Origin of the sequence: Dysosmobacter welbionis, from assembly GCF_005121165.3 — a bacterium.
In the GTDB taxonomy this organism is placed as follows: Bacteria; Bacillota; Clostridia; order Oscillospirales; family Oscillospiraceae; genus Oscillibacter; species Oscillibacter welbionis.
In genome coordinates this window covers 3,119,405-3,145,216 of the sequence record NZ_CP034413.3, presented here as the reverse complement: position 1 = coordinate 3,145,216, position 25,812 = coordinate 3,119,405, and the positions used below count along the sequence as shown (strand labels likewise).

The window sequence follows — 25,812 nt, the reverse complement described above, 5'->3', positions numbered from 1 at the left end:
AAAGGGACAAGTGCAGGTCTTCTGTCCTGCACTCCAATGATTCCGTCCCGCTGCCTGCGGACAGGCACGCTGGAAAGCCCCGGCACGAAGGTGCCGGGGCATCTTTTATTTCCGTATCAGCCCCAGCCGGTTCAGCCGGTGGGAGCGCCGCAGGTACCAGATTCCGCACAGGAAAATCTGCACCACCGTGGAGGCAGGGGTGGCCAGCCCCAGATGGAACAGAGAGCTGTCCGCCGCCCGGCTCACCAGCAGCGCCACCGGCAGCCGGACCCCCAGGGCCCCGACCATTCCTTGCGCCATGACGAACAGCGTCTGCCCGCAGCCGTTGAAAAAGCCCACAAAGCAGAACAGGAAGCTGGTAAGCAGGCAGTCAATGGCGTAGGCCTTGAGATACTCCCAGGCGGCGGCGATCACCGCCGGGTCATCCGCGAAAATACCCGCCAGCACATCTCCGTGAAAGAATGCCGCCCAGCCCATGAGGAGGCCCGCCATCAGGGAGGACAGCACGCCGTACAGCAGCGCCCGCCGGGCCCTGGTCTCCAGCCCGGCGCCGATGTTCTGCGCCACGAAGGCGGACATGGACTGCATATAGGCAGAGGGCACCAGCATGACGAAGGCGCACAGCTTCTCCGCCACGCCCACCCCGGCGGAGGGAATGGTGCCCATAGAATTGGCGATGGCGATGATCACCAGGAAGGTGATATTCACCAGCAGGTCCTGAAGCGCCACCGGGCTGCCCAATTTCAGAATCCGTCCAATGATGGCACCGTCGAACCGGATGTCCTGCCGCCGGAGTATGAAGGCCAAGTGCTTTCCACGGATCAGCAGCAGGGACAGCGCCACGCTCATTGCCTGGGCAAAGACTGTGGCGATGGCTGCGCCAGCCACATTCAGGCCGAAGCCCCCCACCAACAGCAGGTCGCCGCCGATATTCAGAATACAGGCAATCAGCACAGTGATCAGCGATACCCGGGAGTCTCCGATCCCCCGGAAGATACTGCCCAAAAGGTTGTAGGCCACAATGAACACCGCGCCGCCGGAGCAGATCCGCACATATTCCACCGTGCCGTCAAAGGCATCCGCCGGGGCGTGCATGAGCATTGCCAGCTGAGGTGCCGCCAGCTCCAGCGCCACTGTGGCAGCCACTGCCACCACCAGAAACAGGCAGATGCCGCTGCCCACAGCCGCCCCCGCCTCCTCCGGCCTGTCCTCACCGATCTTCTGTCCCAGCAGGACCGTGATGCCCATAGCCAGACCTGTGATGACGATGGTCACGGTCTGCATGATCTGGCTGCCGGTGGAGACGGCCGAGATGTCCGCCGCAGTGCCGAATTTGCCCACCACCTGCAGGTCCACTGCGCCGTACATGGCCTGCAGCAGCAAAGCCAGCAGCACCGGCAGGGCGAATTTCAGCAGGGTCGACAGGATCGGCCCCCGTGTAAAGGTCTGTTCTGTTTCCATGATGTCCCTCCTCAACTCCGGAAAGGCGCGAAAAAAAAGCCGGACAAGAAACCGGGCGCCCCCCAGCATCTTATCCGGCTTTGTGACTGCGGCCACAAGCCCTCCGATGAACAGCCAATACTTTACCATGCCACCGCGGGGGTTGTCAAGCCCCGTTTTTCCGCCTGCGCAGAGGTTTTACCCCCGCTTTACCATTTCAAGGTGGCAGGCCGTTGGGAAAAAGACTACACTGACAGCAGAGTCCTGCCCCGGCCGTGTCCGGGCGGAGAATATCCGAGATCGGAGGAATGTCCCATGCTGCCCTGCCAAACCGGCTGTCCGTCCTACCGGGAGGGCTGCCACAAGACCTGCCCTCAGTGGCGGCTGTTTCAGGAGAAGCAGCGCGCCCAGCGCCAGGCCAAGAAACAGTATCTCCAATTTTACAACGCTCTCTGTGCCCAAGTGGTCCGCCAGTGCAGGGCCATCGAGTACCGCCGCATAGCCTGGTGAGGGCCAGCCCGCGCCCGGTGTCTCAGTCCTTTCCGTGCATCCTGCCGGGGACGGCGACTGGGCAAGGCTCACTGCGCCTCTTCACGGCCTCATAATAATCCACACAGTCCTCCGCGTCCCTGTACTCGATCATGTTGCACTCCAGCGCCGGAAGCGGCGGGATCAGCAGCGACAGCCAGGCCGTACGCCGCCCGCTCTGATCCGTACAGAGAATCAGCTGTTCGCGCATCTCCGTGTGAAAATACCTGACGAGAACTCTGCCCGGCTCCGCTTTCTGCTTCCCTGCCTTTTCCGCGGCGTCCCGCCGGATGGCCTCCAGCAGCTTCAGGGTCTCCCCGACCTCCTCGGAGATGGAGTCCGCCCCTCTGCCCTCGATCTCAGCCGCATCTTTCATATAGGCGGTTCCGGGCTGCGCCAGCAGGTATTCCACTGTCCCGCCCCTGGCCACGCAGTCGGTCAGGATGCGTCTGTATGCATGGGTGAACCCATAGCCGGACAATGCCAGAAGCTGGATCGCCCGTGCCTCTGCCAGCTGCTTTTTCAGTGTTCGGCTGTGCTCTCCCGGGGCATAGACCCGCTTGATCCCGTTATTCCGGTGGTCGATCCGGATCTGCAGCCGTGTCACAAGCGCGGACAGGAAGCCCACGGTGATCACGCTGGAGATCACCGCCGACAGGATCGTTCCCGCCAGCCACTGCATCCCATCATCCATCTGCCTCTCTCCTCTCTGTCTCTTCGGAGCTGTTGTCCTGCTGTCCTCACGCCATGCTGCAGTCCACCGCCACCTTGATGACACCGTCCCGCCGGTGCTCGAACAGGTCATAGGCCGCCGCGATATCCCGCAGAGGGACAGTGTGGGTGATGAGGGGCGTGGTGTCCAGCTTTCCCGCCGCGATCAGGTCCAGAATCTCCTGGCTGTCACAGCCGTCCACGCCGCCGGTTTTGAAGGTGAGATTCTTCCCGTACATCTCCGGCAGGGGCAGGAGCTGGGGCCTATCGTAAAGCGCCACCACCGTCACCACCGCATTGGGGCGGGCGCACTGCCAGGCCAGGCGGAAGGTCTCCTCCGCCCCGGCTACCTCCAGCACCCGGTCCGCGCCGCCGTGGTCGCTGTGGGCCTGTGTGAAGGCCAGCACCTCCTCCGGCCCCACCGTCAGCACCTGGGGATAGTGCTCCCGGACAAACCGGAGACGCGCCGGGTCCTTTTCGCAGACGATGACCTGCTTAGGCGCTTTCAGCAGCACGCACAACAGAGTGCAGATGCCTGTGGGGCCCGCTCCTAGGATCAGCACCGTGTCCTCCGGCCCGATCTCCGTGATGCGGGCCGCCCAGAAGCCGGTGGCCAGGATGTCGCCGGCAAACAGTGCCTGCCGGTCCGTAACGCTCTCCGGGATTTTCGTCAGACCCTGGTCCGCGTAGGGCACCCGGACGTATTCCGCCTGTCCCCCGTCGATCCGGCAGCCTAGGGCCCAGCCGCCGCTGGGATCCGTACAGTTGTTGACATACCCGTGGCGGCAGAAGAAGCACTCGCCGCAGAACGTCTCCACATTCACGCTCACCCGGTCGCCGGGGCGGACCGTCTGGACGCCGGGACCCACCGATTCCACCACACCTACCATCTCATGGCCCACGGTGATACCGGGCACCGCCCGGGGCACGGAGCCGTGCTTGATGTGCAGGTCGCTGGTGCAGATGCTGGACAGCGTCACCCGGACCAGCGCGTCTCCAGGTTCCCGCAGCACAGGCTTCGGCTTGTCCGTCAGCCGGAAGGTTCCTTTTTCCAAATAGGTATAAGCCAGCATACCATCTCTCCTCTCTGACTCCTATGATACGGCGGAAGCACGCCCCTGTCAAAGGCTTCTCCGCCGTTTCCCATAAAAAAGCCGGGGCTGCGACATCCGCTGCAGCCCCGGCGCTCTTCTTTTCAGATCACAGATTCTCCCGCAGCGTCTCCAGATTCTGCTCCATCAGGGACACGTAAGTGGCCCCCGCCTCCAGTTCGTCCGTGGATACATTGTGGCAGGTGTGGAACAGGGCCGTCTTGACGCCCGCGGCCTCCGCAATGCTGTCCGCCACCAGATGATTGGAGAACTCAATGTACCAGACCGTGGGGATCCCCTCTTCCCGCACCTTGTCCGTCAGGAAGGCGATGGTGGCTGCCGAGGGCTCTGTCTGGGTGCTGCACCCGGGGAAGGCAGCGTAGTAGTCGATGTCGAATTCCTCCGCGAAGTACCGCAGGGGAAATCGGTCCCCGAACACCATGGTCCGGTCCTCCACTCCGGCGAAGAAGTCCGCGAATTCCCGGTCCAGGGCCTCGATCCGGGTGGCGTAGCCCTCCGTGTTGGCGGCGTAAGTCCCGGCATTGGCCGGGTCCAGCTCCGCCAGCCTGTCCCCCACCGCCCGGGTGATGGCGGCGGCATTTTTCGGGGATGTCCACACGTGCTCATCGTAGCCCACCACTTCTCCCAGGCCGGGCCCCTCCGCATGGTCGTGGTCATGGCCCTCGTGGTCTTCCATGCCCTCCACTGTCTCCTCCTCCAGCAGGTCCACACAGTCCACCATCCGCAGGGCCTCGCCCTGCATGTCCACGGACTCCAGAATCGTCTCCACCCAGGCGTCGGATTCGCCGCCCAGATAGAGGAACAGATCGCACTCCTGCACTGCCAGAATGTCCGCCGGGGTGGGCTCGTAGGAATGGCTCTCTGCTCCCGGCGGCAGCAGAAGCCGCACCTCTGCCAGCTCTCCCCCGGCGGCCCGGGCGAAATCATAGGCGGGGAATACCGTAGCCACCACTGTCAGCCGCTCTTCCCTCTCATGCTCCGCCGGAGCCTGTCCGCAGGCGGTCAACAGAAGCACCATCGCCAGCGCGGCACACAACCGAATACGTTTTTCCACAGTCTGATCTCCTTTGAAAATGAGAATTGTTTTCAGATTATGCAGTATAGCACACCTCGTCCTCAAATGCAAGGTCCGGTTTGCGAGTCCCATGCAGCGGATTAGTCTTGGCAAACTTGCAAAACTCTGGTAAAGTTAAGAAAACGCTAAGATTTCAGAGGAGGCGCACCATGAGAAAGGCACTGGAGTTTCCCCGAATCGACGAAGGCAAGCTGGACGCGGTGGAGGCCCTGATTGCAGCCATTGCAGACAAAGAACCCGGTACCGCCGGCGCGGAGCTGGAGGACCTGGCCGCTCTCACGGGCAAAGTCCACACTGATGTGGAATTTGCGGAATACTGGAGCTGGACGGACCTGGACACATTGGCACGGCTCACACTGACGCCGGAACCGCCCTGTATCCCCGACCTGTCCCGGGAGGAACTGGTAGAGCTTGTGGAAATCATCCAGCACTGCTCTGTCACCGGCCGGGAATGGGCGATGCGCTACTACACGGCGCTGCTGCGCCGCTCCCTCTCCCTGCCCAATGTCATGGACTTTGTGGCCTCCGGTGAAGATGTAGAGGTCATTGCAGAAAAGCTGCTCCAGGCGGCCCGGTAAGCGGCTTTCAAATACATCCCGCGGCTCCCGGCGCCCACGACGGTGCCGGGAGCCGCTTTTCACCTGTGCTGCGGCTGCCCAGCCTGTCAGCCATACTGGAGTATGCTACTTCCAGCGAGCAAAGCGCCGAAAAAAAGGACTCTTTTTTGTGCAAAAAGGCAGGAATACAGAACAGAGTCCCCAGCTATTTGCGCACTTATAACAAAAAGAAGCCGCTGGCATTCACAGATTTCTATACTGTCTAATTTGTTATAGAATTGACATTCCTCGCAGAAAAGGACTATACTATACATGCTGACAAGCACTCAAAACGGCAAATTTCGAGACGGCCCCCGCTTGGGGGCCAAACCGAACGAGGAGGATCAAGCATGAAAGACATTGTAGAGATCCGATGGCACGGCCGGGGCGGCCAGGGCGCCAAAACGGCGTCGCTGCTGCTGGCGGACGCGGCGTTCAACACGGGCAAGTATGTCCAGGGCTTCCCGGAGTACGGTCCCGAGCGCATGGGCGCGCCCATCACCGCCTACAACCGGATCAGCTCCGAGCGGAGCACCGTCCATTCCAACATCTACTTCCCGGACTATGTGGTGGTCGTGGATGAGACCCTGCTGTCCGCCGTGGACGTGACCGCCGGATTGAAGAAGGAAGGCGCCATCGTCATCAACTCCAGCAAGTCCCCCGCGGAGCTGCGGCCCCTGCTGAAGGGCTACGAGGGCCGGGTCTGCACCATCGACGCCGGTAAGATCAGCGAGGAGGAGCTGGGCAAGAACTTCCCCAACACCCCCATGCTGGCCGCCATCGTGAGGGTGTCCGGCGTCATCGGGGAGGAGGAGTTCATCAAGGATATGGAGGGCTCCTTCAAGCACAAGTTCGCCAGCAAGCCCCAGGTCATCGAGGGCAATATGCGGGCGCTGAAGAGATCTCTGGAGGAGGTGCAGGTAGGATGAGCCATCTGGCGAAGGATATGACCCCGGACGTGACCTGGAAGGACATCACCCCGGGCTGCAACATTTATGAGGGCGGCACGTCCAGCGTGGTGGAGACCGGCGACTGGCGGACCATGAAGCCCGTGATCGACTGGGACAAGTGCCGGCAGTGCCTGCTGTGCGCGCCGGTGTGCCCGGATATGTCCATCCCGGTGAACGGCGAGGGCAAGCGGGAGGACTTCGACTACTTCTTCTGCAAGGGCTGCGGCATCTGCGCCAACACCTGCCCCTTCGGGCCATCACTATGGTCAAGGACGAGAAATAAGGAGGGGAAGGAACAATGGGAATCAGAGAAAGACTTTCCGGCAATGAGGCGGTCGCCTATGCCATGAAGCAGATCAACCCGGATGTGATGGGCGCGTATCCCATCACGCCGTCCACGGAGATCCCCCAGTACTTCTCTACATACGTGGACAACGGGGAAGTGGACACGCTGTTCATCGCGGTGGAGAGCGAGCACAGCGCCATGTCTACCTGCATCGGCGCGGAGGCTGCTGGCTGCCGTGCCATTTCCGCCACCTCCTCCTGCGGCCTGTGCTACATGACGGAGATGCTGTACGTGGCGGCCTCCGACCGGCTGCCCATCACGCTGGCCGTCTCCTGCCGCGCCCTGTCCGGCCCCATCAACATCAACAACGACCACTCCGACGCCATGGGCGTGCGGGATGCCGGCTGGCTGATGCTGTTTGCGGAGACGAACCAGGAGGCCTACGACAACTACCTGCAGGCCATGCGGATCGCGGAGGCGGTGAGCCTGCCCATCATGGTGTGCCAGGACGGCTTCATCACCTCCCACGCCATCGAGAACATCGAGCTGGTGGAGACAGAGAAGGTCAAGGAGTTCGTGGGTGAGTACAAGCCCGCCCACGCGCTGCTGAAGCCCGGCGAGCCCATGGCCGTGGGCGCCTACGCCACGCCCGTGTACTACATGGAGGCCAAGCGGCAGCAGGCCCAGGCCATGATGGACGCCAAGGACGTGATCCGCAAGGTGGGCAAGGAATTCGGCGAGATGACCGGCCGGACCTACGGCCTGATCGAGACCTATATGATGGACGACGCTGAGGAGGCCATCGTCATCATCGGCTCCTCCGCCGGCACCGCCAAGGAGGCCATCAACGAGCTGCGGGCCCAGGGCAAGAAGGTGGGCCAGATCAAGGTCCGCTCCTTCCGTCCCTTCCCCAGTGAGGATATCTGCGAAGCCCTGAAGAACGTGAAGGCCTTCGCCGTGATGGACAAGGACGACAGCTTCAACGCCCACTGCGGCCCCATGTTCGCGGAGGTCACGGCCAGCCTGTACGCGGCGGGCATCAGCGGCCCCAAGGGCATCAACTACATCTACGGCCTGGGCGGCCGCGACGTGCGGGTGGAGAGCATTCAGCACGTGTTCGCGGAGCTGGAGAAGATCGCGGCCACCGGCGAGGTGGGCGAGACCTATCGCTACCTGGACGTCCGGGAATAAGGAGGGAAAACAGTCATGGCATATAGTCTGAAAGAAAACCTGATGAAAGAGGACCGCCTGTCCGGCGGCCACAGAATGTGCGCGGGCTGCGGCTCTCCCATCGCGGTGCGGACGGTGCTGCGTGCCCTGAACCCGGAGGACAAGGCGGTGGTGTGCTCCGCCACCAGCTGCCTGGAGGTCTCCACCTTCATGTACCCCTACACGGCGTGGAAGGACAGCTTCATCCACAACGCCTTTGAAAATGCGGCGGCCACGATCTCCGGCGTGGAGACGGCATACCGGGCGATGAAGAAGCGGGGCAAGCTGGATGATACGTACAAGTTCATCGCCTTCGGCGGCGACGGCGGCACCTACGACATCGGCTTCCAGAGCCTGTCCGGCGCCATGGAGCGCGGCCACGACATGGTGTATGTCTGCTACGACAACGAGGCGTACATGAACACCGGCATCCAGCGTTCCTCCTCCACCCCCCACTTTGCCGACACCACCACCACGCCTCAGGGCACGGTGATCCCCGGCAAGATGCAGCAGAAGAAGAACCTGACGAAGATCATGGTGGCCCACGGCATCCCCTATGTGGCCCAGACCACGTTCATCGGAAACTTCAAGGACATCACGGAGAAGGCCCACAAGGCCATCTACACCCCCGGCGCGGCGTTCTTGAACGTGATGGCGCCCTGCCCCCGCGGCTGGCGGTATCCCAGCGAGAAGCTGATGGAGGTCACCAAGATGGCGGTGGAGACCTGCGTGTGGCCGCTGTACGAGGTGGTTGAGGGCAAATACATCCTCAGCTACAAGCCCAAGAACAAGCTGCCGGTGGAGGAGTACCTGAAGATGCAGGGCCGCTTTGCCCACATGTTCAAGCCCGGCAACGAGTGGATGATCGAAGAGGTCCAGAAGGAAGTGGACAAAAACTGGGAGGAGCTCCTCAAGCTCTGCGAGCTGTAAGCAGTCCTTCCGCACTCTCCATATCAGTACGAAGGGGTTGGCCTTTGGGCCAACCCTTTTGCTGTTTTTGGCATGATTTTTGGAGGGTTTTGCCCGCTACTCCGGAATTGACAGGCATCCTCCGGGGGGTATAATAGAATCAATGATTTTCAGGAGGATCGGATGCTATGGAAAATACTGTTTTAGAAAAATTTCACCAGGGCCGCCAGAGCCTGGGAACCTTCTCCGCCATCGGCAGCCCCCTGGCGGTGGAGAGCCTGCGTTATACCGGACTGGACTATGTGATCGTGGACACGGAGCACTCCCCCGCCGGGATCGAATCCGCTGCGGCCCAGATCGCCGCCGCCCAGGGCGCAGGCCTGACGGCCCTGGCCCGGGCCAATGAGATCTCCCGCACGGCAGTGCTGCGGCTGCTGGACGTGGGTGCCCAGGGTGTGGTGGTCCCCTGCGTGGAGACCGTGGAGGAAGTCCGGGAGCTGGTCCGGTATGCCAAGTTCGCGCCTCTGGGGAACCGGGGCTTCTGCCCCACCCGGGACGGCGGCTGGGGCCACGCCGCCCATGCGGTCTCCATTTCCGGCTATATGGAGACCAGCAACCGGGAGACGCTGCTGCTGCCCCAGTGCGAAACTGTGGGCTGCCTGGAGCACATTGAGGAGATCACCGCTATGGACGGTGTAGACGGCATCTTTGTGGGGCCCTTTGACCTGTCCATTGCCCTGGGCCACCCCGGCGAGTTCAACGCACCGGTGGTCCATGACGCCATCCTGCGGGTCCAGGCGGCCTGCAAGCGCAGCGGCAAGCTCTCCATCATCTTTACCGGCAGTGCGGCAGCCAGCCGCCAGCGGTTTGCCGAGGGCTTTGACAGCGTTACCTTGGGCATGGACTCCCTGTTCTATGTAGAGATGTACAAAAATCTGGTAGCGGACGTTTGGGGCAAGTAAGTCCCCGACGCAAAGAAACCCGGCGCGGATTTCCGCGCCGGGTCCCTTTTTATTCCGTCTCTTCCGGCTTCTGTTCCGCTGCGAACTCTCCCAGGCCAAAGTCCTTTTCCACACTGGCAGTATCCCGCTCCAGCATGGTCTCCATTACCCGGATGTCGCTGTCCACATCCATGGCGTCGGCCTTGTACAGCTCGTCCAGCTGGTGCTCAAAGCCCTTGATAATCAGGTCCATGGTGGACTCGATCCGGGCTTTGGCCTGGCGGAGGTTCTCCCCCTCCACCCCGGCAGCCTCAAACTCCGCGTAGGAGTCCAACAGCTTCTGGGTAGTAGGCAGGTAGTAGTTCAGGAAGGTATCGATCCGGTCTCGCTTCTTCGGGTCCTCCTCCACCGCCCGGAAGATCTTGGCGGTGATGGTCTCCAGCCGGTCGATCTTGGCAGAGAGTCCCGGGTCCGCGATGGCGTCGTTGGCCCGGCGGATCCTCCGCAGGATTCCGGAGCAGCCCTCCTCCGTCTCCTTGGGGGGCGGCGCCGCGGCCGCCTCCTCCTGCCGGCGCTTCTGTTTCAGGTCCGCGTCCGCCTGGCCGCTGCGGAAGAGATACCCCAGCTCCATGTTCAGATACGCCTCATCCCCGAAGTAGCCTTTATCGATCATCTTCTGCAGGTCCTTCTCCACCCGGTCCCTGGAATAGCCCAGGGTGCGGCACAGCTGTTCCACTGCCATAGCCTCGTAATTCCCAACCACGGCCAGATACTTGTTGTACCGCTTCAGACTGCGGCCGATGGAGACCCCGCTGCAGAACATAGCCCCACCGGCAGCAGCAATGGCTAAGGCCCACAGCAGCTCTTCGATATACCAAGGCTCCACGCCGCCCAGCCAAATCATCATCTCGATGGTGGACCAGCAGGCCGCCAGGCCGCAGACCGCCAGCACCGCGCCAATGATCTTCAGCCACTTGGCGTTAGACTTCTTCACCGCCGGGGACTTCATGGCGCTGCGCACGGCCTTTTTGGTCCTGCCGGCAGTCCCGGCGGATGCGGCGGCCGCCGGCTCCGGCGCCGCCGTCTGCAGCGGGGGCGGGGCCTGCCTCCGCTTCTGCCCGTCGTTTCCGAAGAGTTTGACCAGCAGCATCACCAGGGCGATGGGCCACAGGCCGACGGCGAAGAGGATTACGATGGCTATCCAAGCGCCAACGCCTTCCTGCTTCTGTTTCTTTCCGGCCACGGCACTCAGTCCTCCTTCTGCTTCAGTTTCCGCTTGTTGCCCTGGTCATCCACCACATAGGTGTGGTCCAGCTGGCTCTTCAGGTTCCCCAGCACGGAGTCGATGTACTCCCGCCGCAATGCCGCCTGCTCCATCCGCTCCCACTCCGTCAGGCCCTCCGGTGTCTTGGCCTTCCGGGCCAGCTCGTTGATGCGGTCGATCTGCTTTTGCTCCATGTTTCGCTCCTCCTGTCAGGTCTCAGGCCGCTGGCGCTCGAATACCAGGTCGATGCTCTCGATAAAGCCGTAAGGCCGGCGCTGGCTTTTGGGGATGCATCCCACATATCGCCAGCCATCCGCCGCCCGGCGGACGATGACCTCCCGATGAGCAGCGGTCTCCCGCAAGTAAAACCCGTAGACCTCGCCGCAGGATACCTCTTCAAACTCGTATTCCAGCACGCTGCACCCTCCTCTCTCAAATATATCGCTTCACCACAATGGCGGTGCGGCCCTTTTTCGTGACGCCGCCCACCGCCGCCAACTGAAATTTTCCAAATCCCCGGGCGGAGACCGTGTCCCCCTCTGTAAGCAGCTTGTCCGCCTTCGTACAGGGCCGCCAGTTCACCTGGACGTGGCCGGAAGAGATCATATCCACCGCCTTCCCTCTCGCCATCCGAAAACCGGTGGAACACACCGCATCCAGCCGCAGGGAACTGACCGTGTCCCGCACCTCCTCGCACCGCACCTCCGGGATGTGGAGGTGGGCGGCGGGGATCTCCGTCACCGTCAGCTTCGCCCGGCCGGCGCTGTTCCAGCTGGAGAGCAGGAAATCCGCCACCGTGTCCAGCACGATCAGGTCCGCACTCTCCGGGGACACCAGAATGTCCCCTACCTTCTCCCGGACGATGCCCATACCCATGAGGCTGCCCAGGATGTCCCGGTGGTTCAGCCGGTCGTCCGGCCGGAAGGCCCCCCGCAGACATCGGAGCGGGGGCTCCGCCGTCTCCGGCTCCATCCAGTCCGGCAGGAAAAGCAGGATGTTCCGCTCCGCTCCCTGGTAGCCTCCCTGACGGAGCCAAGCGGTCTCCGGGATGCCCGCAAGACGCAGCAGGTCCCCGGCCATCATCTGCTGCTGTGGGGAGAGAAAGTCCGTACAGGCGGGAATATTGCGCTCCTCCGCCTGGGCAGCCCGGTCCAGGACCTTGGCCAGCAGCAGCCGGTCCTCCCCCTCGGCCCCGCAGCGGTCCAGCAACTTACTCTTTTCCATGGCCGATCAGCTCCTGCGTCCGCACCAGCTCCGCATAAGCGCCATTTTTCGCCATCAGCTGGTCGTGGCTGCCCAGCTCCGTGATGCGGCCGTCCTCAATGACGGCGATCCGGTCCGCATTGCGGACGGTGGAAAGCCGGTGGGCAATGATGATGGTGGTGCGGCCGTGGGCCAGCTTCTCAAAGGTCTCCTGGAGCTTGGCCTCCGTCACGCTGTCCAGGGCGGAGGTGGCCTCGTCCAGAATCAGCACCGGCGGGTCCTTCAGGAAGATCCGGGCGATGGAGATGCGCTGCTTCTGTCCGCCGGAGAGCAGGGTGCCCCGTTCCCCCACATAGGTGTTGAACCCCTCCGGCAGGGCCACGATGTCATCATAGATCTCCGCCAGCTTCGCCGCCCGGGCCACCTCCTCCTCCGAGGCGCCGGGCTTGCCGTAGCGGATGTTCTCCAGAATGCTGGCGGCGAAGAGGAATACATCCTGCTGCACCACGCCCACATTCTGCCGCAGGGACTCCTGGGTCACCTGCCGGACGTCGTGGCCGTCGATGCGGACCGCGCCGTCCGTCACATCGTAGAACCGGGGGATCAGCTGGCACAGAGTAGATTTACCACCGCCGGAGGGCCCCACCACGGCGATGGTCTCGCCGGGGCGAATGTGGAGGTCCACGTCGTGGAGCACCGCCATGTCATCCTGATAGGCGAAGGACACATGGTCCACGTCGATGCGCCCCTCCACCCGGGAAAGAGTGGTGGCATCGGGGGCATCCTGCATGGCAGGCTCCTCCCGCATCAGCTCCACAAACCGGGCAAAGCCGGCGGTGCCGTTGGCAAACAGCTCCGCAAAGGTGGAGAGCTTGCGCACCGGGTTCACGAAGGTCGTGATATACAGGCTGAAGGTGATGAGGTCCACCGTGTCCATCCGGCCCTGCATGATGAGGAAGCCGCCCACGGAGATCACCGCCACGGAGAGGATGCACAGGAAGAACTCCATCACCGCGTTGAACCGGCCCATGGCCCGGTGGAACGCCCGCTTGGAGGTCTTGAAGCTGTCGTTGGACACGTCGAACTTCTCCAGCTCCGCCTCCTCATTGGCAAAGGCCTTGGCGGTCTTGATGCCCGAGAGGCCCGACTCGATGTCGGCGTTGATGGTGGCCGTCCGCTGCTTCACCTTGATCGAGGCGTCCTGCATGGACTTGCGGCACTTCCACACCACCAGGAAGAACACAGGGATGATGCAGGCGATCACCAGAGCCAGCTGCCACTGGATGGTGAACATGATGGCCAGCGCGCCCACAATGGTAACGCCGGAGATGAAGATGTCCTCCGGTCCGTGGTGGGCCAGCTCCGTGATGTCGAACAGGTCCGCCGTCAGGCGGCTCATCAGCTGTCCGGTGCGGTTGCGGTCGTAGTAGTCGAAGCTCAGCTCCTGCATGTGGCGGAACAGGTCCCGGCGGATGTCCGCCTCCACCAGGATGCCGAAGGTGTGGCCGTAATAGCAGATGATATAGGTGAACACGGACCGCAGGATGTATGCGCAGAACACCACCGCCATCACGGCGAAGAAGGTCCGGTAGGCGCTCTCAGGCAGCAGCTGGTACATGCACCACCGGGAGACGTAGGGAAACGCCAGATCGATCACGGCGATCATCAGGGCGCAGCACATATCCAGGAAAAACAGCTTCCGGTGGGGCTTGAAGTAGGACAGGAAGATCCGCAGGGCGGAGCTCTCCTGAAACTGTCGGGTCGTCATGGTACTCTCCTTTTTCTTTATCAATTCATATCTAAAAAATGATAGCACACTTTTCCCCCGCGCGCAATGAAATATCCCCGAATGTCATCCAACATCCGGGGATATCGCCATGTTGTTTTTTCAGGAATTGGACAAATACTCGCCCATCATATAGCCGGTGGTGGTTACGCCGCCGGAGGCCACAAAGCTGATCTGATACCAGCCGTTCCCGGCGCTCTGCACCACCCGGACGGAGTCGCCGTTGGAGAGGGTCGCCAGAATCTCACTGCTGGTGTTGGCCTGCGCGCGGACCCGCACGCCGTTCCCGGCGTTGACCACCACCGCGGTCCCCGCTGTCAGCGTGCTGCCGGACGCGGTGCTGCCGCCGCTGGCAGACGTAGATGTGCCGGTGCTGCCGCCCCGGACCCGCACCAGGCAGGTGCCCTTGCCGGAGCCGTCCGTCACCGTCAGGGTGGCCTGTCCGGAGGAGATGGCCGTCACCCGGCCGGTGGAATCCACGGAGGCAATGCCGTCATCGCTGCTGCTCCAGGTATAAGTGCCGCTGCCGCCGGAGACAGTCAGGGGAATGGGCTCATCTCCCACGGACATGGTGAACTCCGTCCGGGGGAACCCAGGTAGGCGATGGTCAGTGTCTCCGGCAGGGTGGAGGGATCCGTCTGGGCGGGTGTGGTGGTGCCGCCGTCATTCGGGTCTTCCATCTCGCCGGTGCCGCCGCTCTCCGGCATGGTCACGCCGTCTCCCCCCTCCGGGTCCGCCGTATCAGGGTCCGGCGGCTGGGGCGTCACATCCTCTGTGGAAGTGTCCTGGGTCTCCTCTCCGCCGGAGAGGCGCTGGGCGATCCGGTCGCCGAAGAGCAGGTAGACCAGCAGCGCCGCCATAATGACGATCAGCACAATCAGAATGGGACTCAGCAGATTGGGCTGGCGGCCGCGGGCGGCCGTCCGTTTGCCGCCCCGTCCGGGGGCGGTCCTGCGGATCTGTGCACCGCTCTGCAGCGCCTCTTCCTCCTCGCAGAAGGGGCAGCTCTTGTATGTATCGGAATACTTTTCCCCGCAGATGGGGCAGCGTTTCATGGCCATGGGTCATCCTCCCGCGTAACAGCTTTTCATAATTTACATAATATCGGCTTTTCCCAGTGCCGTCAAGACCGGAAGCGTCGATTCCCTGGGAAATTTACGCTTTTTCCGCGGTTCCGCTTGCTTTTGGGGAGCGCCTCTTCTATAATGGACGCAAAAGAACGCGGTTTTGTTTCACAGAACTGGGAGATTTTAGGGGGAATCGGGAACATGAACACCATCCTGATCGGGATTGCGGGAGGCACCGGCTCCGGAAAGACCACTCTGACCCGGCATTTGAAGGAACACTTCGGCAAAGACGTGACCGTCATCGGCCATGACAGCTATTACAAGCGCCAGGTGGGCAGGACCTATGAGGAGCGGGCCAAGGTGAACTATGACCACCCCAACGCCTTTGACACGGACCTGCTGATCCGCCACCTGCAGGAGCTGAAGGCCGGACGCTCCATCCAGTGCCCCGTCTACTCCTTTGTGGAGCACAACCGCACCGACCAAACCGTGGAGATCCAGCCCGCCAAGGTCATCATTGTGGAGGGCATTCTGATCTTCCAGAACCCCACTCTGCGGGATATGTTCGACATCAAGATCTTTGTGGAGACGGACGCGGACGAGCGGATCCTCCGCCGGGCCCTGCGGGATGTGGAGGAGCGGGGCCGGACGCTCCAGTCCGTGGTCTCCCAGTATCTCACCACTGTGAAGCCCATGCATGAGCAGTATGTGGAGCCCTCCCGGAAGTACGCGGACATCGTGGTGCTGGAGGGCGGCCACAACCTGGTGGCCCTGGACATGATCATGCAGCGGATCCAGCACCACATCGATGGGAAGTGACGGCCCGCTGCCAGATGGGCACAAGCCGCCCGCCGGGATTCTCCGGCGGGCGGCTTGTGCGTATTACAGCGGACACCAGATCACCGGTACACCATGGTCCTCCAGCAGCGCGGCCAGATCGTCCAGATTCAAAAACGTGGTAGCGGTGTTCTCCAGCGGATGGACGCCCACGGTCCGGCCCCGCAAAGACGCATCCAACACCACGGTGACCGTGCCGGCAGGCGCCCGGAGGGCCCCCAGCGGCGTCACCTGTCCCGGCAGCAGGCCCAGAAGCCGCTCCAGGTCTGCGGCGTCCGCAAATCTCAGAGGACGGCTGTCCAGTGTCCGGCGCAGGGCCTTCAGGTCTGCCGTCCGGCCGCCGTCTATGGCCACCAGATAGTACCGCCGCTTCTTGTCGTCCTGCAGGAAGAGGTTTTTCAAGATCCGCTCCTCCCCCGGCAGACAGAGTGCGTGGAGCTCCTCCATGCTCCATACCGCCGGGTGCGCCGTCTCCTCATAGGGGATATTCCGCGCCCGCAACAGGGCATACAGGTCCTGGCGGTCTATCCTCATACCCCCGCGAAGCGGAACACCACGCCCACCACGGCAGAGGCGGCGATGAACACGATGGGATGGAGATTCTTCGTGGGTTTCACCCAATTGGTCAGTGCCAGCAGCACCGCCGCCAGGATCAGGCCCGGCCAGCTGATGAGGCCCGCCAGGCCGCCGTCCCCCAGCTGGAACTGGTTGAACAGCCCCGTCTCCGGCGACGCCACCACGATGTTGGTGAGCACCTCAAGTACCACGGACACGCAGGCCGCGCCGATCAGGCCCGTAGAGGCAGGCCGCAGTCCGTAGAAGGCCCGGTCCACATATCGGTTCTCCCGGAAGTTCCGCAGCAGGGCGGCAATAATCAGGATCACGATGATGGAGGGCGTCACCTCTCCCAATGTGGCGATCACCGCGCCGGGGACACCGGCAACGGTGAAGCCCACATAGGTGGCCATGTTGATGCCGATGGGGCCGGGGGTGGACTCGGACACCGCCAGCATGTTCATGAGCTGGGCCTGGGTGAACCAGCCGGTGGCCTCCCCGATGTCGTGGAGGAAGGGCAGCGTGGCCATACCGCCGCCGATGGCAAAGAGTCCGGTCTTGAAAAACTCCCAGAACAGGCGCAGATAGATCATGCCCCCTTCACCTCCCAGTTCTTCAGCAGGATACCCAGCACTGCGGCCGCGAGGATGAACCACACCGGGGACACATCCATCACCGCGCTGCCCACCAGCACTGCCAGGAAAATCGCTGCCGTGGGCTTATCCACCACGGACTTCTTCAGCAGCTTCACCGTGGCGTTGAAAATCAGGACGCACACGCACACCTGAATGCCCGCAAAGGCGTTCTGGACCCAGGCCAGGTCCGCGAAGTTGTTGATGAGCCCCGCCAGGATGGAGATAATGACCAGAGACGGGAACACCACCCCCAGGGTGGCCACAATGCCCCCGGCGATGCCCTTGTATTTCTGGCCGATGAACGTGGCCGTGTTGACAGCGATGATCCCCGGCGTGCACTGCCCGATGGCATAGTAGTCCGTCAGTTCCTCCTCTGTGGCCCAGTGCTTGTTCTCCACCACTTCCCGCTGGAGAATCGGCAGCATCGCCATGCCGCCGCCGAAGGTCATGACCCCCATCTTCGCGAAGGTCCAAAACAATGTCCAAAGCTCTTTCAACCCTATCTCCCCCTGTCTCTCACTCTGTATATCCGTACAGGCCCCGGACGGACACCTCGCCGGACCGCACGGTCTTCACCGCGCCGTCCGGCCTCCGCACCACCAGGCCGAATTCCTCATCGATGTCCAATGCCTCCGCCGTCTCGCCGCCTCCGTCCGGGCGCAGCAGCCGCACGGTCCGGCCCAGATTCACGCACCGCCGCCGGTACTCGGCCAGATAAGGACCAGTCTCTCCTGCCGCCAGGGCTGCGCAGAGGCGGTCCACCTCCCGGATGATCTCCGCCGCCAGGGCGGGCCTGGACACAGCGTGGCCCAGGGCCTGGACCAGGGAGGTGGCGATCTCCCGCACCTCGGGCGTGAAATCCTCCGGCCGCTGGGAGACATTGATTCCGATGCCCAGCACCAGCTCCTGCACGCGGGCCGTCTCCCCCTCCAGGGAGAGCTCGGTCAAAATACCGCAGAGCTTTTTCCCATCCAGCACCGGATCGTTGGGCCATTTCAGGCCGGGGCTGACGCCGCACAGCCGCTCTACGGCCCGACACACCGCTACTCCAGCCATGGCCGTCACCGGCGACAGCCGCTCCGGCGGCAGATCCGGCCGCAGCAGGGCCGTCAGGTAGATCCCCTGGCCGCCGGGGGACTGAAAGCTCCGGCCCAGTCGGCCCCGGCCAGCCGTCTGGCGGTCCGCCACCACCACAGTGCCGTCCGCTGCGCCCTCCGCTGCCAGCTGTCTGGCCCGGAGATTGGTGGAGTCCACCTCTGCCAGACACACCAAGGTCCGGCCCACCCGGGCCGTCTCCCCCAGAAAGCGGCGGATCTCCGGCTCCGTCAGCACGTCCGGCGCATCCAGCAGACGGTAGCCCCGGCCGGTGCGGGCCTCCACAGTGTAGCCCTCCCTCCGCAGCGCATCCACCGCCTTCCAGATGGCCGCGCGGCTCAGTCCCAGCCGGTGGCTGATCTCCTCGCCGGAGACGAACGCCCCCTCCTGTTCCCGCAGCAGGGCCAGGACATCCTGTCGGCTCATGTTTCTCTCTCCTCTCCCATATTCATGGCTTCGAGTCTACCACGTTTTCCCCTGGTTGTAAACCGTGCCGGGGAGGAAAAGAACGGCGCCGCCCCGTTCTCCGGGCGCTGCGCCGTCCGTGGCTGTCTGGCCTGTTCAGATGGGGTCCGCCAACTCCGCCACCCGGGACTCTCCGTACACCGGAATGCCCTGGGCGCGCAGCAGCTCCGCCGTGACACCCTCTCCCGCCGTCAGCACGCCGGTAAAGGTGCCGTCGTAGACCATCCCGCTGCCGCAGGAGGGACTCCGCTCTTTCAGCAGCGCCGCCTCGCATCCCAGCAGGCGGCAGAGACGCAAGGCCTCTTCCGCGCCCCGGCGGTATTGGGCGGTGACATCGCCACCGTCCCGGGTCATCACCCGGTCTCCCCGCCGCTCCGCCGGCGGACGGGGTGTGGGCAGACCCCCCAGCTGCTCCGGACAGACGGGGACCAGGATGTGCCGCTCCGCCAGATCAGAGATCCAGGGCTGGAGCTTGGAGACCCCGTCGTACCGACAGCGGGCCCCCAGCAGACAGGCAGAGATTAGGATCCGCATCTTCTCACCGCCCGTTCATGGCCTGGTGCTCCCGCAGCAGCTCCTGATAGAGCTTCACAGCGGTCCAGGTCCGGTTGTGGGGCGTCAGCACCGCCTTCAGGCAGTCCCGCCCGATCCCCGCCTGACGCAGCGCCGGCAGAAGGCAGTCCACCTGGTCCTCCAGGCCGCACAGCACCACCATCCGCCCACCCAGAGGGCCGCCGTTGAACGGCAGTACCGTGCCGGGGTCATCATCCAGCCCCGCCAGCACCGCCAGGGGCTTGTTGTAGTCCTGCCGGGCCACCGGCACCACCTCCGCCCCGAAGGGCCCGGCGGCGGCCGCGGCAGCCAGAATGGTGGGCAGTTCCTCAAAGCCGAACAGCAGCAGTTTTCTGCTCATGAACATTCCTCATTTCTTCATGTTGCACGGGGCCGTCCCGGTCAGACGGTCTCCGCCGGACCAGCCCAGCGGCGGGCGTAGTCCCAGATATCCAGCATCCGCCCCTCCCGGCAGAAAGCCCTGTGGTGGACGGCGGTGCGGACAAAGCCCAGCCGCTCCAGAATTCGGACGCTGGCGGTATTCTCTGCCACCGTGTCTGCCAGCACCAGGGCCGGTGCCAGCCGTTCCAGGCGCCGCAGTGCCTCCGCCGCAGCCGCAAGTCCCAAGCCCCGGCCCCAGCAGGCGGGCAGCAGCTGGTAGAACAGCCCATAGATCCCGGCGGCCGTATCCACCGGCGGGCAGCCGGCCAGTCCCCGGAATGCCGTCCCCTCCCGGAGGGCAAAGACCGTGGAGAACGGCAACCCCCGCTGGCAGTCCAGCAGGTGTTCCAGCCGGTCTGCCGCCCCCGCCTCCGTGCAGGGGGCAGCAATATTGGTCCATCGGATCACCGCCGGGTCGGCCCACAGAACCGCCGCCTCTGGGAGATCGTCCCAGGACAGCGGCTCCAGTGTCAGAGCGGGTATCATACAATCCGCCTCCCATTCAGCACCGCCCTGTCCAGCCGGTCTCCCTGGTATTGGAGCTTCAGGGAGAAGAAGGGGACGTTCTCCTCCAGCAGGCGGAGGAAAATTTTGTCCCCCTCCCACATGGGAAGGCCCCGCAGCTCCGCTTTTTTAATCCAGGCCAGCTCTCCCTCATCGCAGGGGTGGGGCGTGCCGGTCCAGCCAGTGGCGGTGAAGAGGTGCATATACTCGGTGGGTGCCTCATCGGACACAAAGGTCACCAGGCCCCGGTAGCGGTAGTCCGTCAGCGTCAGGCCCGTCTCCTCCCAGGTCTCCCGGAGGATGCAGTCCTCGGGGCTCTCCCCATCTTCGAATTTGCCGCCCACGCCGATCCATTTGTCATGGTTCAGATCGCCCTTCTTTTTCACCCGGTGGAGCATCAGGTAAGCGTCGCCCCGCTCCAGATAGCAGAGGGTGGAATTGATCATCTGCCATCCCCCCTTCCGTGATCCTTGAAATGGTGTTATCCTATTATAGTTCATTGCCATGGAAAAAGAAAGCCTGGTTTTTTTCGTGAACCCCCTTGACCTTGCCGCAGCGTCAACTGTTATACTGCCAATCGACAGGAGGGATCTCTATGGAATACACCGTCAAGGCGCTGGCCGATCTGGCCGGCGTCACGCCCAGGACTCTGCGCTGGTATGATCGGATTGGACTGCTGAAACCTCTGCGGACCACGGAGGCCGGATACCGCCTCTACGGCCCAGCGCAACTGGATCGCCTGCAGGACATCCTGTTCTACCGGGAGCTGGGACTGGACCTGGCCTCGATCCGGACCATTCTGGACGACCCGGCCTTTGACCGCCAGGCGGCGCTGCAGAGCCACCTGGCAGAGCTGGAGGCCCGTCGGGCCCGACTGGACGATCTGATCCTGACTGTCCAGCGAACGATTAACGACATCAAGGGAGGAACGAAGATGACCGATCAGGAGAAATTTGAAGCCTTCAAGCGCCGCACGGTAGAGGCCAATGAGACCGCCTTCGGGCAGGAGATCCGGGAGAAATACGGAGATGAGGAGATGGACCGGGCCAACGCCTGCGTCCTGGCGCTGACCCAGGAGGAGTATGCCCAGTGGAAGTCCCTGGGGGGTGAGATCCACACCGCTCTCGTCACAGCCGTGAAAGCAGGGGCGGACCCCGCCGGGCCGGAGGGCCAGCGGATTGCGGCGCTCCATCGGCGGTGGCTGTCCTACTCCTGGGAGTCCTACACGCCCCAGGCCCATGTGGGCCTTGCAGAGCTGTATGTGTCCGATCCCCGGTTCACCGCCTACTATGACCGGGAAGTCCCCGGCTGCGCCGCCTTTCTGCGGGATGCCGTCCGGACCTACACCGGCGCGTAAGGAAACAGGGCCGCCCCATAAGGGGCGGCCCTGCCGCTTTGATTTGGAGTGGATTTACTTCTTGCCCATGCTGCGGATGGCTTTTAAGACCTGAATGACCACCATGGAGCCGAAGGCCAGCCCCACAATGCAGCCCACCAGTCCGATAGACAGCTCCGCCACCTGGAACAGAGGCTCCAGCGGTGGGATCAGCAGCACGGCCGCCAGCAGCAGCGCGCCGACGGCGAAGGCGCCCAGCAGGAACTTGTTGTTCCAGAAGGCCCGGGTGAAGAGCACCGGATGGCCGGACTTGCAGTTGACGCCGTGGAACAGGCGGCTCAGGCATAGGGTGGCAAAGGCCATGGTGCTGGCCACGGCAGCGCCGCCGCTGGCCAGGCCGATGTGGAAGGCAATGATGGTGGCCAGGGCGATCACCAGGCCCTCCGTGCCCACGCTCAACAGGAAGGGCTTTGTCAGGATACCCTCGCTGCGGGGACGGGGCTTTTCCTGCATCACCGCGTCACTGTGGGGCTCCAGGCCCAGGGCGATGGCGGGCAGGGAGTCCGTCAGGAGATTGATGAACAGCAGGTGTACCGCTGCAAAGGGCACCGGCAGCCCCGCGAGAGAGGCATACAGTACCGTCAGAATGCCTGCTGTGTTGCCGGAGAGCAGGAACTGGATGGCCTTCTTGATGTTGGTATAAACATTCCGGCCGTTCTTGACGGCCTGGACGATGGTGGCGAAGTTGTCATCCGTCAGCACCATACCGGCAGCGTCCTTGGCCACCTCGGTGCCGGTGATGCCCATGGCCACGCCGATGTCCGCCTGCTTCAGGGCCGGGGCGTCGTTGACGCCGTCGCCGGTCATGGCCACCAGATTGCCCCGCTCCTGCCAGGCCCGGACGATGCGGATCTTGTGCTCCGGGGACACCCGGGCATACACGCTGACCCTGGGTACGAACTCCCGCAGTTCCTCATCGCTCATGGACTCAATAACGGCACCCTCCACGGCCTCGGTGCCGGGGGTGAGGATGCCGATCTCCTTGGCGATGGCGGAGGCGGTGACCTTGTGGTCGCCGGTAATCATGATGGGCCGGATACCGGCGGCGATGCACTCACCGACGGCCGCCTTGGACTCCTCCCGGGGCGGGTCCATCATGGCGATGAGGCCCAGGAACTGGAGGTCGTTCTCATCCTCCAGGCCGATGGCGGGGGCGGTCAGCATCCGCTTGCCGAAGGCCAGCACCCGCAGGCCCTGCTGGGACAGCTCCTCGTTCATCCGCTCGATCTCCGCCTTCTCCTCCGGAGAGAGGCGAGTGCGGCCCAGCATCACGTCCACGGCCCCCTTGGTCAGCATGGTCAGGCCGTCCGGCAACTGGTGGACTGTGCTCATCAGCTTCCGGTCGGAGTCAAAGGGCAGCTCCGCCAGACGGGGATACTTGCCCCGCGCCTCCGCCTCGTCGAAGCCGTAGCTCTCGCCCAGGCGCACCAGGGCGGTCTCTGTGGGGTCTCCCACCTCTCCGGATTCGTTCACCGTGGCGTCGCTGCATAACAGGGCGGCACGCAGCAGCTCCCGCTGTTCCGGGCGAGAGAAGTCCGCCCCGTCCGCCGGGATGATCTGGCCCCCGGTGCAGAGCTTCTTCACAGTCATCTTGTTCTGAGTCAGGGTACCGGTCTTGTCGGAGCAGATGACGGACACGCTGCCCAGGCCCTCCACCGCCTGGAGCTTGCGGATGATGGCGTGCTCCCTGGCCATCTTCTGGGTGCCGAAGGACAGTACGATGGTGACGATGGAGCTGAGGGCCTCCGGAATGGCGGCCACTGCCAGGGCCACGGCAAAGAGGAAGGCGTTCATCACATTCTCGCCCCGCAGGAACACACTGACGGCAAAGAGGAGGGCGCAGATGACCAAAATGCCGATGGAGAGCTTGCGGCCGAACTGGTCCAGGCTCACCTGAAGAGGGGTCTTTTTCTCCTCCGTGCTCTTCAGCAGGGCGGCGATCCTGCCCATCTCTGTGTGCATACCGGTGGATGTCACCAGGAACCGGGCCCGGCCGTAGGTGACGAAGCAGCCGGAGAACACCATGTTCTTGCGGTCTCCCAGCGGCACGTCGCCGTCGATGTCCGCCAAGTCCTTCTCTACCGGCAGGCTTTCGCCGGTGAGGGCGCTCTCCGCGCACTTCAGGCTGGCGCACTCCAGCAACCGGCCGTCGGCGCAGATGGAGTCGCCGGCCTCCAGCACCACCACGTCGCCCACGGTGACCTCCCGGCCGGGGAGCTGGACCACCTGACCGTCCCGCACCACCTTGGCGGTGGGGGCGGACATCTGCTTCAAGCTGTCCAGGGACGCGGTGGCCTTCACCGTCTGCACCGTGCCCAATATGGCGTTCATGGTGATGACCGCCAGGATGACCGCCATGCTCTCCACATCCCCCAGGATGGCGGAGACGACGGCGGCTAAGATCAGAATGATTACCAGAAAGTCCGCGAACTGCTCCAGAAAAATCCGCAGGACGCTCTTCCTCCCGCCCTCCTGCAGCTCATTGGGGCCATAATGCTCCAGGCGGCGGGCGGCCTCCGCGCCAGTCAGGCCCTCCGGGGTGCTGCTCAACTCCTGAAACAGCTCTTCCCGGCTCTTCTGCCAGATAGTCTTTTCCGTTTTCATAAAACTCCTTCTTTCCGGCAAGACGCAAAAAAGACGAGACTTTTGCGTCAATGCCTCTGCATTGATACAAAAGTCTCGCCGTTTCAACCCGAAGCGGGGCCGAAGCCCGTACTGACGCCGTTGGGTACACAATCAAATGTGCCAGCTACTCCCTTTTGGTACTGAAGGCACTATACTCCATTTTCCCCACATTGTCAATCCCTAATCTTCCACTATTTTCATTTTTTCCGCCGGTCAAACAGCCAGCCGATGCCCATGACCGCGGCGTACACCACCAGATAGTACAGCACGGTCACTCCATACCCGGCAAAGGCGGCATACACCATAAAAGCACAGGCGCACAGGGCCAGAGCCGGCATGACGAACCGCCGGAAAGGGTTCAGGTCCGTGCTCTTCCGCATGAATTGAATGAACATGGGCACATACATGCCGTACAGGGTGATGATCGGCAGCTCCGAGGAGTCGAAGCTGAAGGCGCCGAACCAGGGTCCGCCCACATTGGCGCCATAGAAGTACACCAACCACAGTGCGGAGAGGCCCAGGCTAACCAGGGCGGAGTTGCCCGCCATATTGGTCACCGGGTCCACCTGGCGGAACAGCTCCGGCATCGGTCCTTCGTTCCGGACCGCCAGAGCGTACATCCCCCGACAGCAGGAGAGCGTTAAGCCGTTCAGGGTCCCCAGGCAGGAGATGACGATCAGCACGAACACCACTGTGCCCGCCGTCTCCCCGAACACCCGCTGGAAGGCCATCTTGGCCGCTGCCTCGCCGCTGGCCATCAGCTCCTCCGTCGTCACTGCGCCGGTGAGACCGATGTAGTAGAGAATATAGGTGAGCACCACGATAAAAGAGCCCACCACCAGGGCTCGGGGCAGGGTCCGCTTGGCATCCCGCAGCTCCGCGTTGATGGAGGTAGCCAAGATCCACCCCTCATAGGCGAAAGCTACCGCCACGGTAGAGGCCATCAGCCCCTCGCCGGTGGAGATGGCGCCGGTACTCATGGTGGCGAAGTTCTCCGCCATGCGGCCGTTCATCATGCCCACCGCCGCGCCGCAGGCGGCCATCAGCGCCAGGGGGATCATCTTGATAACAGTGGTGGACACCTGGAACCTGCCTGCCTGCCTGGGTGCCAGGGCGTTGAGCACGTGGTCCAGGCACAGCATCGCCCCGGCGATGGTCATGCAGGCGCCGCCGGTGATGTCCCAGCCCAGCAGTACACAGAAGTACCGGGCGGAGATCCAGGCCAGGGCGGACACCAGGCAGGGCGTGTACAGCACTGCCATGAACCAGCCCACGTAGTAGGCGTACCGCCGCCCCACGGTGGCCTCGGCGTAGTCCACCAGGCCGCTGACCTTTTCATACCGGGTGGCCATGGTGGCGAACACATAGGAGCAAATAATCATGATGGCGCCCACGATTCCCCACGCCAGGATCCCCAGAGGCATGTTGCCCTTGGTGGCCTGGAGCACCTTTTCCGCCTTGAAAAACACACCGGAGCCAATGACGATTCCCACTACCATGCAGATGGCCGTGGGCAGGCCGTACCGCTTTTCCATGGCTCTCCCCTTTCTCTATTTAAAGCTTTCCTGTGGCATCCCTTTAAAGGGCAGTAGAAGAAGGATACCACAACTCTGCACAAATTGCAATCTAT

General features: G+C 63.1%; 29 protein-coding genes and 1 pseudogene. 9 read left to right on the top strand and 21 right to left on the bottom strand.

Going from position 1 to position 25,812, the window contains the following annotated elements:
* Window positions 1-105: 105 nt before the first annotated feature.
* Window positions 106-1,461 carry an MATE family efflux transporter gene (locus tag EIO64_RS16380; protein WP_119311890.1) on the bottom strand — a complete coding sequence of 452 codons (1,356 nt, stop codon included), beginning with the start codon at window positions 1,459-1,461 and terminating at the stop codon, window positions 106-108.
* 294 nt (window positions 1,462-1,755) lie between these two features.
* Between EIO64_RS16380 and EIO64_RS16375 the strand changes: the two genes are divergently transcribed.
* Window positions 1,756-1,950: a hypothetical protein gene (locus tag EIO64_RS16375; RefSeq protein WP_021748579.1), complete on the top strand. Its 195-nt coding sequence runs from the start codon at window positions 1,756-1,758 to the stop codon at window positions 1,948-1,950.
* Window positions 1,951-1,972: 22 nt separating this feature from the next.
* On the opposite strand, the gene EIO64_RS16370 is transcribed toward EIO64_RS16375, so the two are convergent.
* The 3 genes from EIO64_RS16370 to EIO64_RS16360 form a co-directional block, all read right to left on the bottom strand.
* Window positions 1,973-2,662, bottom strand: a complete 690-nt coding sequence (locus EIO64_RS16370; RefSeq protein WP_136891636.1) for a hypothetical protein — start codon at window positions 2,660-2,662, stop codon at window positions 1,973-1,975.
* A 46-nt stretch (window positions 2,663-2,708) separates the two neighbouring features.
* On the bottom strand, window positions 2,709-3,752 hold the full coding sequence (locus EIO64_RS16365) for an alcohol dehydrogenase (protein ID WP_136891635.1): 1,044 nt from the start codon (window positions 3,750-3,752) through the stop codon (window positions 2,709-2,711).
* Between the two features lie 127 nt (window positions 3,753-3,879).
* Window positions 3,880-4,845: a metal ABC transporter substrate-binding protein gene (locus EIO64_RS16360; protein WP_249390714.1), complete on the bottom strand. Its 966-nt coding sequence runs from the start codon at window positions 4,843-4,845 to the stop codon at window positions 3,880-3,882.
* Between the two features lie 170 nt (window positions 4,846-5,015).
* Between EIO64_RS16360 and EIO64_RS16355 the strand changes: the two genes are divergently transcribed.
* From EIO64_RS16355 to EIO64_RS16330, 6 genes and pseudogenes are all read left to right on the top strand, one after another.
* Entirely contained in the window at window positions 5,016-5,444 is a 429-nt protein-coding gene (locus EIO64_RS16355; RefSeq protein ID WP_025544166.1) for a hypothetical protein, read from the top strand.
* Between the two features lie 368 nt (window positions 5,445-5,812).
* Window positions 5,813-6,391 carry a 2-oxoacid:acceptor oxidoreductase subunit gamma family protein gene (locus EIO64_RS16350; protein ID WP_021748585.1) on the top strand — a complete coding sequence of 193 codons (579 nt, stop codon included), beginning with the start codon at window positions 5,813-5,815 and terminating at the stop codon, window positions 6,389-6,391.
* Window positions 6,388-6,695 (top strand): annotated as a pseudogene (locus EIO64_RS16345) (4Fe-4S binding protein). Before EIO64_RS16350 ends, EIO64_RS16345 begins: the two are co-directional and overlap by 4 nt.
* Before the next feature lie 15 nt (window positions 6,696-6,710).
* Window positions 6,711-7,889 carry a pyruvate flavodoxin/ferredoxin oxidoreductase thiamine diP-binding domain protein gene (porA, locus tag EIO64_RS16340; RefSeq protein WP_021748587.1) on the top strand — a complete coding sequence of 393 codons (1,179 nt, stop codon included), beginning with the start codon at window positions 6,711-6,713 and terminating at the stop codon, window positions 7,887-7,889.
* A 15-nt stretch (window positions 7,890-7,904) separates the two neighbouring features.
* A complete protein-coding gene (locus EIO64_RS16335) occupies window positions 7,905-8,837 on the top strand; it encodes a thiamine pyrophosphate-dependent enzyme (RefSeq protein WP_021748588.1) in 933 nt (310 codons plus the stop codon).
* Window positions 8,838-9,004: 167 nt separating this feature from the next.
* Window positions 9,005-9,778 (top strand): HpcH/HpaI aldolase family protein, encoded by a 774-nt coding sequence (locus tag EIO64_RS16330; RefSeq protein WP_119310792.1) that lies wholly within the window; start codon window positions 9,005-9,007, stop codon window positions 9,776-9,778.
* A 49-nt stretch (window positions 9,779-9,827) separates the two neighbouring features.
* Here the strand turns inward: EIO64_RS16330 and EIO64_RS16325 are convergent, their stop codons facing one another.
* From EIO64_RS16325 to EIO64_RS16290, 7 genes are all read right to left on the bottom strand, one after another.
* Window positions 9,828-11,000 (bottom strand): 5-bromo-4-chloroindolyl phosphate hydrolysis family protein, encoded by a 1,173-nt coding sequence (locus EIO64_RS16325; protein WP_119310791.1) that lies wholly within the window; start codon window positions 10,998-11,000, stop codon window positions 9,828-9,830.
* A gap of 5 nt (window positions 11,001-11,005) precedes the next feature.
* Window positions 11,006-11,215: a DUF896 domain-containing protein gene (locus tag EIO64_RS16320; RefSeq protein ID WP_025545125.1), complete on the bottom strand. Its 210-nt coding sequence runs from the start codon at window positions 11,213-11,215 to the stop codon at window positions 11,006-11,008.
* A gap of 15 nt (window positions 11,216-11,230) precedes the next feature.
* Complete coding sequence (locus tag EIO64_RS16315; RefSeq protein WP_021748592.1) at window positions 11,231-11,437, bottom strand: DUF4177 domain-containing protein; 207 nt, start codon at window positions 11,435-11,437, stop codon at window positions 11,231-11,233.
* A 16-nt stretch (window positions 11,438-11,453) separates the two neighbouring features.
* Window positions 11,454-12,245: a YlmH family RNA-binding protein gene (locus EIO64_RS16310; RefSeq protein ID WP_136891634.1), complete on the bottom strand. Its 792-nt coding sequence runs from the start codon at window positions 12,243-12,245 to the stop codon at window positions 11,454-11,456.
* Window positions 12,232-13,992 carry an ABC transporter ATP-binding protein gene (locus EIO64_RS16305; RefSeq protein WP_036629895.1) on the bottom strand — a complete coding sequence of 587 codons (1,761 nt, stop codon included), beginning with the start codon at window positions 13,990-13,992 and terminating at the stop codon, window positions 12,232-12,234. The genes EIO64_RS16310 and EIO64_RS16305 overlap by 14 nt, the downstream gene beginning before the upstream one ends.
* A 120-nt stretch (window positions 13,993-14,112) precedes the next feature.
* Window positions 14,113-14,580 carry an SH3 domain-containing protein gene (locus tag EIO64_RS18880; protein ID WP_158629825.1) on the bottom strand — a complete coding sequence of 156 codons (468 nt, stop codon included), beginning with the start codon at window positions 14,578-14,580 and terminating at the stop codon, window positions 14,113-14,115.
* Window positions 14,550-15,071 (bottom strand): SpoIIIAH-like family protein, encoded by a 522-nt coding sequence (locus tag EIO64_RS16290; RefSeq protein ID WP_136891633.1) that lies wholly within the window; start codon window positions 15,069-15,071, stop codon window positions 14,550-14,552. The genes EIO64_RS18880 and EIO64_RS16290 overlap by 31 nt, the downstream gene beginning before the upstream one ends.
* Before the next feature lie 207 nt (window positions 15,072-15,278).
* Here EIO64_RS16290 and udk point away from each other — a divergent pair, with 207 nt between their 5' ends.
* The gene (gene udk, locus EIO64_RS16285) at window positions 15,279-15,896 is read left to right on the top strand and encodes a uridine kinase (RefSeq protein WP_025545130.1); all 618 of its coding nucleotides are present in this window, start codon (window positions 15,279-15,281) and stop codon (window positions 15,894-15,896) included.
* Between the two features lie 63 nt (window positions 15,897-15,959).
* On the opposite strand, the gene EIO64_RS16280 is transcribed toward udk, so the two are convergent.
* The 8 genes from EIO64_RS16280 to EIO64_RS16245 form a co-directional block, all read right to left on the bottom strand.
* Window positions 15,960-16,448 carry a YbaK/EbsC family protein gene (locus tag EIO64_RS16280; RefSeq protein WP_136891632.1) on the bottom strand — a complete coding sequence of 163 codons (489 nt, stop codon included), beginning with the start codon at window positions 16,446-16,448 and terminating at the stop codon, window positions 15,960-15,962.
* Entirely contained in the window at window positions 16,445-17,062 is a 618-nt protein-coding gene (locus tag EIO64_RS16275) for a chromate transporter (protein WP_021747363.1), read from the bottom strand. The genes EIO64_RS16280 and EIO64_RS16275 overlap by 4 nt, the downstream gene beginning before the upstream one ends.
* Window positions 17,059-17,601: a chromate transporter gene (locus EIO64_RS16270; protein ID WP_021747364.1), complete on the bottom strand. Its 543-nt coding sequence runs from the start codon at window positions 17,599-17,601 to the stop codon at window positions 17,059-17,061. Before EIO64_RS16270 ends, EIO64_RS16275 begins: the two co-directional genes overlap by 4 nt.
* Window positions 17,602-17,620: 19 nt before the next feature.
* Window positions 17,621-18,625 carry a biotin--[acetyl-CoA-carboxylase] ligase gene (locus EIO64_RS16265; protein WP_021747365.1) on the bottom strand — a complete coding sequence of 335 codons (1,005 nt, stop codon included), beginning with the start codon at window positions 18,623-18,625 and terminating at the stop codon, window positions 17,621-17,623.
* Between the two features lie 135 nt (window positions 18,626-18,760).
* Window positions 18,761-19,198 (bottom strand): 2-thiouracil desulfurase family protein, encoded by a 438-nt coding sequence (locus tag EIO64_RS16260; RefSeq protein ID WP_025545878.1) that lies wholly within the window; start codon window positions 19,196-19,198, stop codon window positions 18,761-18,763.
* A 4-nt stretch (window positions 19,199-19,202) separates the two neighbouring features.
* Window positions 19,203-19,577 carry a DUF3783 domain-containing protein gene (locus tag EIO64_RS16255; RefSeq protein WP_158629824.1) on the bottom strand — a complete coding sequence of 125 codons (375 nt, stop codon included), beginning with the start codon at window positions 19,575-19,577 and terminating at the stop codon, window positions 19,203-19,205.
* 41 nt (window positions 19,578-19,618) lie between these two features.
* Window positions 19,619-20,143: a GNAT family N-acetyltransferase gene (locus tag EIO64_RS16250; protein ID WP_021747368.1), complete on the bottom strand. Its 525-nt coding sequence runs from the start codon at window positions 20,141-20,143 to the stop codon at window positions 19,619-19,621.
* Window positions 20,140-20,607 carry an NUDIX hydrolase gene (locus EIO64_RS16245; RefSeq protein ID WP_025545201.1) on the bottom strand — a complete coding sequence of 156 codons (468 nt, stop codon included), beginning with the start codon at window positions 20,605-20,607 and terminating at the stop codon, window positions 20,140-20,142. The genes EIO64_RS16250 and EIO64_RS16245 overlap by 4 nt, the downstream gene beginning before the upstream one ends.
* 149 nt (window positions 20,608-20,756) lie before the next feature.
* On the opposite strand from EIO64_RS16245, the gene EIO64_RS16240 reads away from it, so the two are divergent.
* On the top strand, window positions 20,757-21,518 hold the full coding sequence (locus tag EIO64_RS16240) for a MerR family transcriptional regulator (RefSeq protein ID WP_021747370.1): 762 nt from the start codon (window positions 20,757-20,759) through the stop codon (window positions 21,516-21,518).
* 54 nt (window positions 21,519-21,572) lie between these two features.
* Here EIO64_RS16240 and EIO64_RS16235 read toward each other — a convergent pair whose 3' ends face one another.
* Together EIO64_RS16235 and EIO64_RS16230 are read right to left on the bottom strand one after the other, a co-directional pair.
* The gene (locus EIO64_RS16235) at window positions 21,573-24,161 is read right to left on the bottom strand and encodes a cation-translocating P-type ATPase (protein WP_136891631.1); all 2,589 of its coding nucleotides are present in this window, start codon (window positions 24,159-24,161) and stop codon (window positions 21,573-21,575) included.
* 218 nt (window positions 24,162-24,379) lie between these two features.
* Window positions 24,380-25,717: an APC family permease gene (locus EIO64_RS16230; RefSeq protein WP_136891630.1), complete on the bottom strand. Its 1,338-nt coding sequence runs from the start codon at window positions 25,715-25,717 to the stop codon at window positions 24,380-24,382.
* Between the last annotated feature and the right edge of the window lie 95 nt (window positions 25,718-25,812).

Excerpts from the sequence above, each read along its gene's own strand:
- EIO64_RS16380 (WP_119311890.1), bottom strand. The coding sequence starts at position 1,461 with ATGGAAACAGAACAGACCTTTACACGGGGGCCGATCCTGTCGACCCTG.
- EIO64_RS16375 (WP_021748579.1), top strand. The coding sequence starts at position 1,756 with ATGCTGCCCTGCCAAACCGGCTGTCCGTCCTACCGGGAGGGCTGCCAC.
- EIO64_RS16370 (WP_136891636.1), bottom strand. The coding sequence starts at position 2,662 with ATGGATGATGGGATGCAGTGGCTGGCGGGAACGATCCTGTCGGCGGTG.
- EIO64_RS16365 (WP_136891635.1), bottom strand. The coding sequence starts at position 3,752 with ATGCTGGCTTATACCTATTTGGAAAAAGGAACCTTCCGGCTGACGGAC.
- EIO64_RS16355 (WP_025544166.1), top strand. The coding sequence starts at position 5,016 with ATGAGAAAGGCACTGGAGTTTCCCCGAATCGACGAAGGCAAGCTGGAC.
- EIO64_RS16350 (WP_021748585.1), top strand. The coding sequence starts at position 5,813 with ATGAAAGACATTGTAGAGATCCGATGGCACGGCCGGGGCGGCCAGGGC.
- porA (WP_021748587.1), top strand. The coding sequence starts at position 6,711 with ATGGGAATCAGAGAAAGACTTTCCGGCAATGAGGCGGTCGCCTATGCC.
- EIO64_RS16335 (WP_021748588.1), top strand. The coding sequence starts at position 7,905 with ATGGCATATAGTCTGAAAGAAAACCTGATGAAAGAGGACCGCCTGTCC.
- EIO64_RS16330 (WP_119310792.1), top strand. The coding sequence starts at position 9,005 with ATGGAAAATACTGTTTTAGAAAAATTTCACCAGGGCCGCCAGAGCCTG.
- EIO64_RS16320 (WP_025545125.1), bottom strand. The coding sequence starts at position 11,215 with ATGGAGCAAAAGCAGATCGACCGCATCAACGAGCTGGCCCGGAAGGCC.
- EIO64_RS16310 (WP_136891634.1), bottom strand. The coding sequence starts at position 12,245 with ATGGAAAAGAGTAAGTTGCTGGACCGCTGCGGGGCCGAGGGGGAGGAC.
- EIO64_RS16305 (WP_036629895.1), bottom strand. The coding sequence starts at position 13,992 with ATGACGACCCGACAGTTTCAGGAGAGCTCCGCCCTGCGGATCTTCCTG.
- EIO64_RS18880 (WP_158629825.1), bottom strand. The coding sequence starts at position 14,580 with ATGTCCGTGGGAGATGAGCCCATTCCCCTGACTGTCTCCGGCGGCAGC.
- EIO64_RS16290 (WP_136891633.1), bottom strand. The coding sequence starts at position 15,071 with ATGGCCATGAAACGCTGCCCCATCTGCGGGGAAAAGTATTCCGATACA.
- udk (WP_025545130.1), top strand. The coding sequence starts at position 15,279 with ATGAACACCATCCTGATCGGGATTGCGGGAGGCACCGGCTCCGGAAAG.
- EIO64_RS16280 (WP_136891632.1), bottom strand. The coding sequence starts at position 16,448 with ATGAGGATAGACCGCCAGGACCTGTATGCCCTGTTGCGGGCGCGGAAT.
- EIO64_RS16275 (WP_021747363.1), bottom strand. The coding sequence starts at position 17,062 with ATGATCTATCTGCGCCTGTTCTGGGAGTTTTTCAAGACCGGACTCTTT.
- EIO64_RS16265 (WP_021747365.1), bottom strand. The coding sequence starts at position 18,625 with ATGAGCCGACAGGATGTCCTGGCCCTGCTGCGGGAACAGGAGGGGGCG.
- EIO64_RS16260 (WP_025545878.1), bottom strand. The coding sequence starts at position 19,198 with ATGCGGATCCTAATCTCTGCCTGTCTGCTGGGGGCCCGCTGTCGGTAC.
- EIO64_RS16255 (WP_158629824.1), bottom strand. The coding sequence starts at position 19,577 with ATGAGCAGAAAACTGCTGCTGTTCGGCTTTGAGGAACTGCCCACCATT.
- EIO64_RS16250 (WP_021747368.1), bottom strand. The coding sequence starts at position 20,143 with ATGATACCCGCTCTGACACTGGAGCCGCTGTCCTGGGACGATCTCCCA.
- EIO64_RS16245 (WP_025545201.1), bottom strand. The coding sequence starts at position 20,607 with ATGATCAATTCCACCCTCTGCTATCTGGAGCGGGGCGACGCTTACCTG.
- EIO64_RS16240 (WP_021747370.1), top strand. The coding sequence starts at position 20,757 with ATGGAATACACCGTCAAGGCGCTGGCCGATCTGGCCGGCGTCACGCCC.
- EIO64_RS16235 (WP_136891631.1), bottom strand. The coding sequence starts at position 24,161 with ATGAAAACGGAAAAGACTATCTGGCAGAAGAGCCGGGAAGAGCTGTTT.
- EIO64_RS16230 (WP_136891630.1), bottom strand. The coding sequence starts at position 25,717 with ATGGAAAAGCGGTACGGCCTGCCCACGGCCATCTGCATGGTAGTGGGA.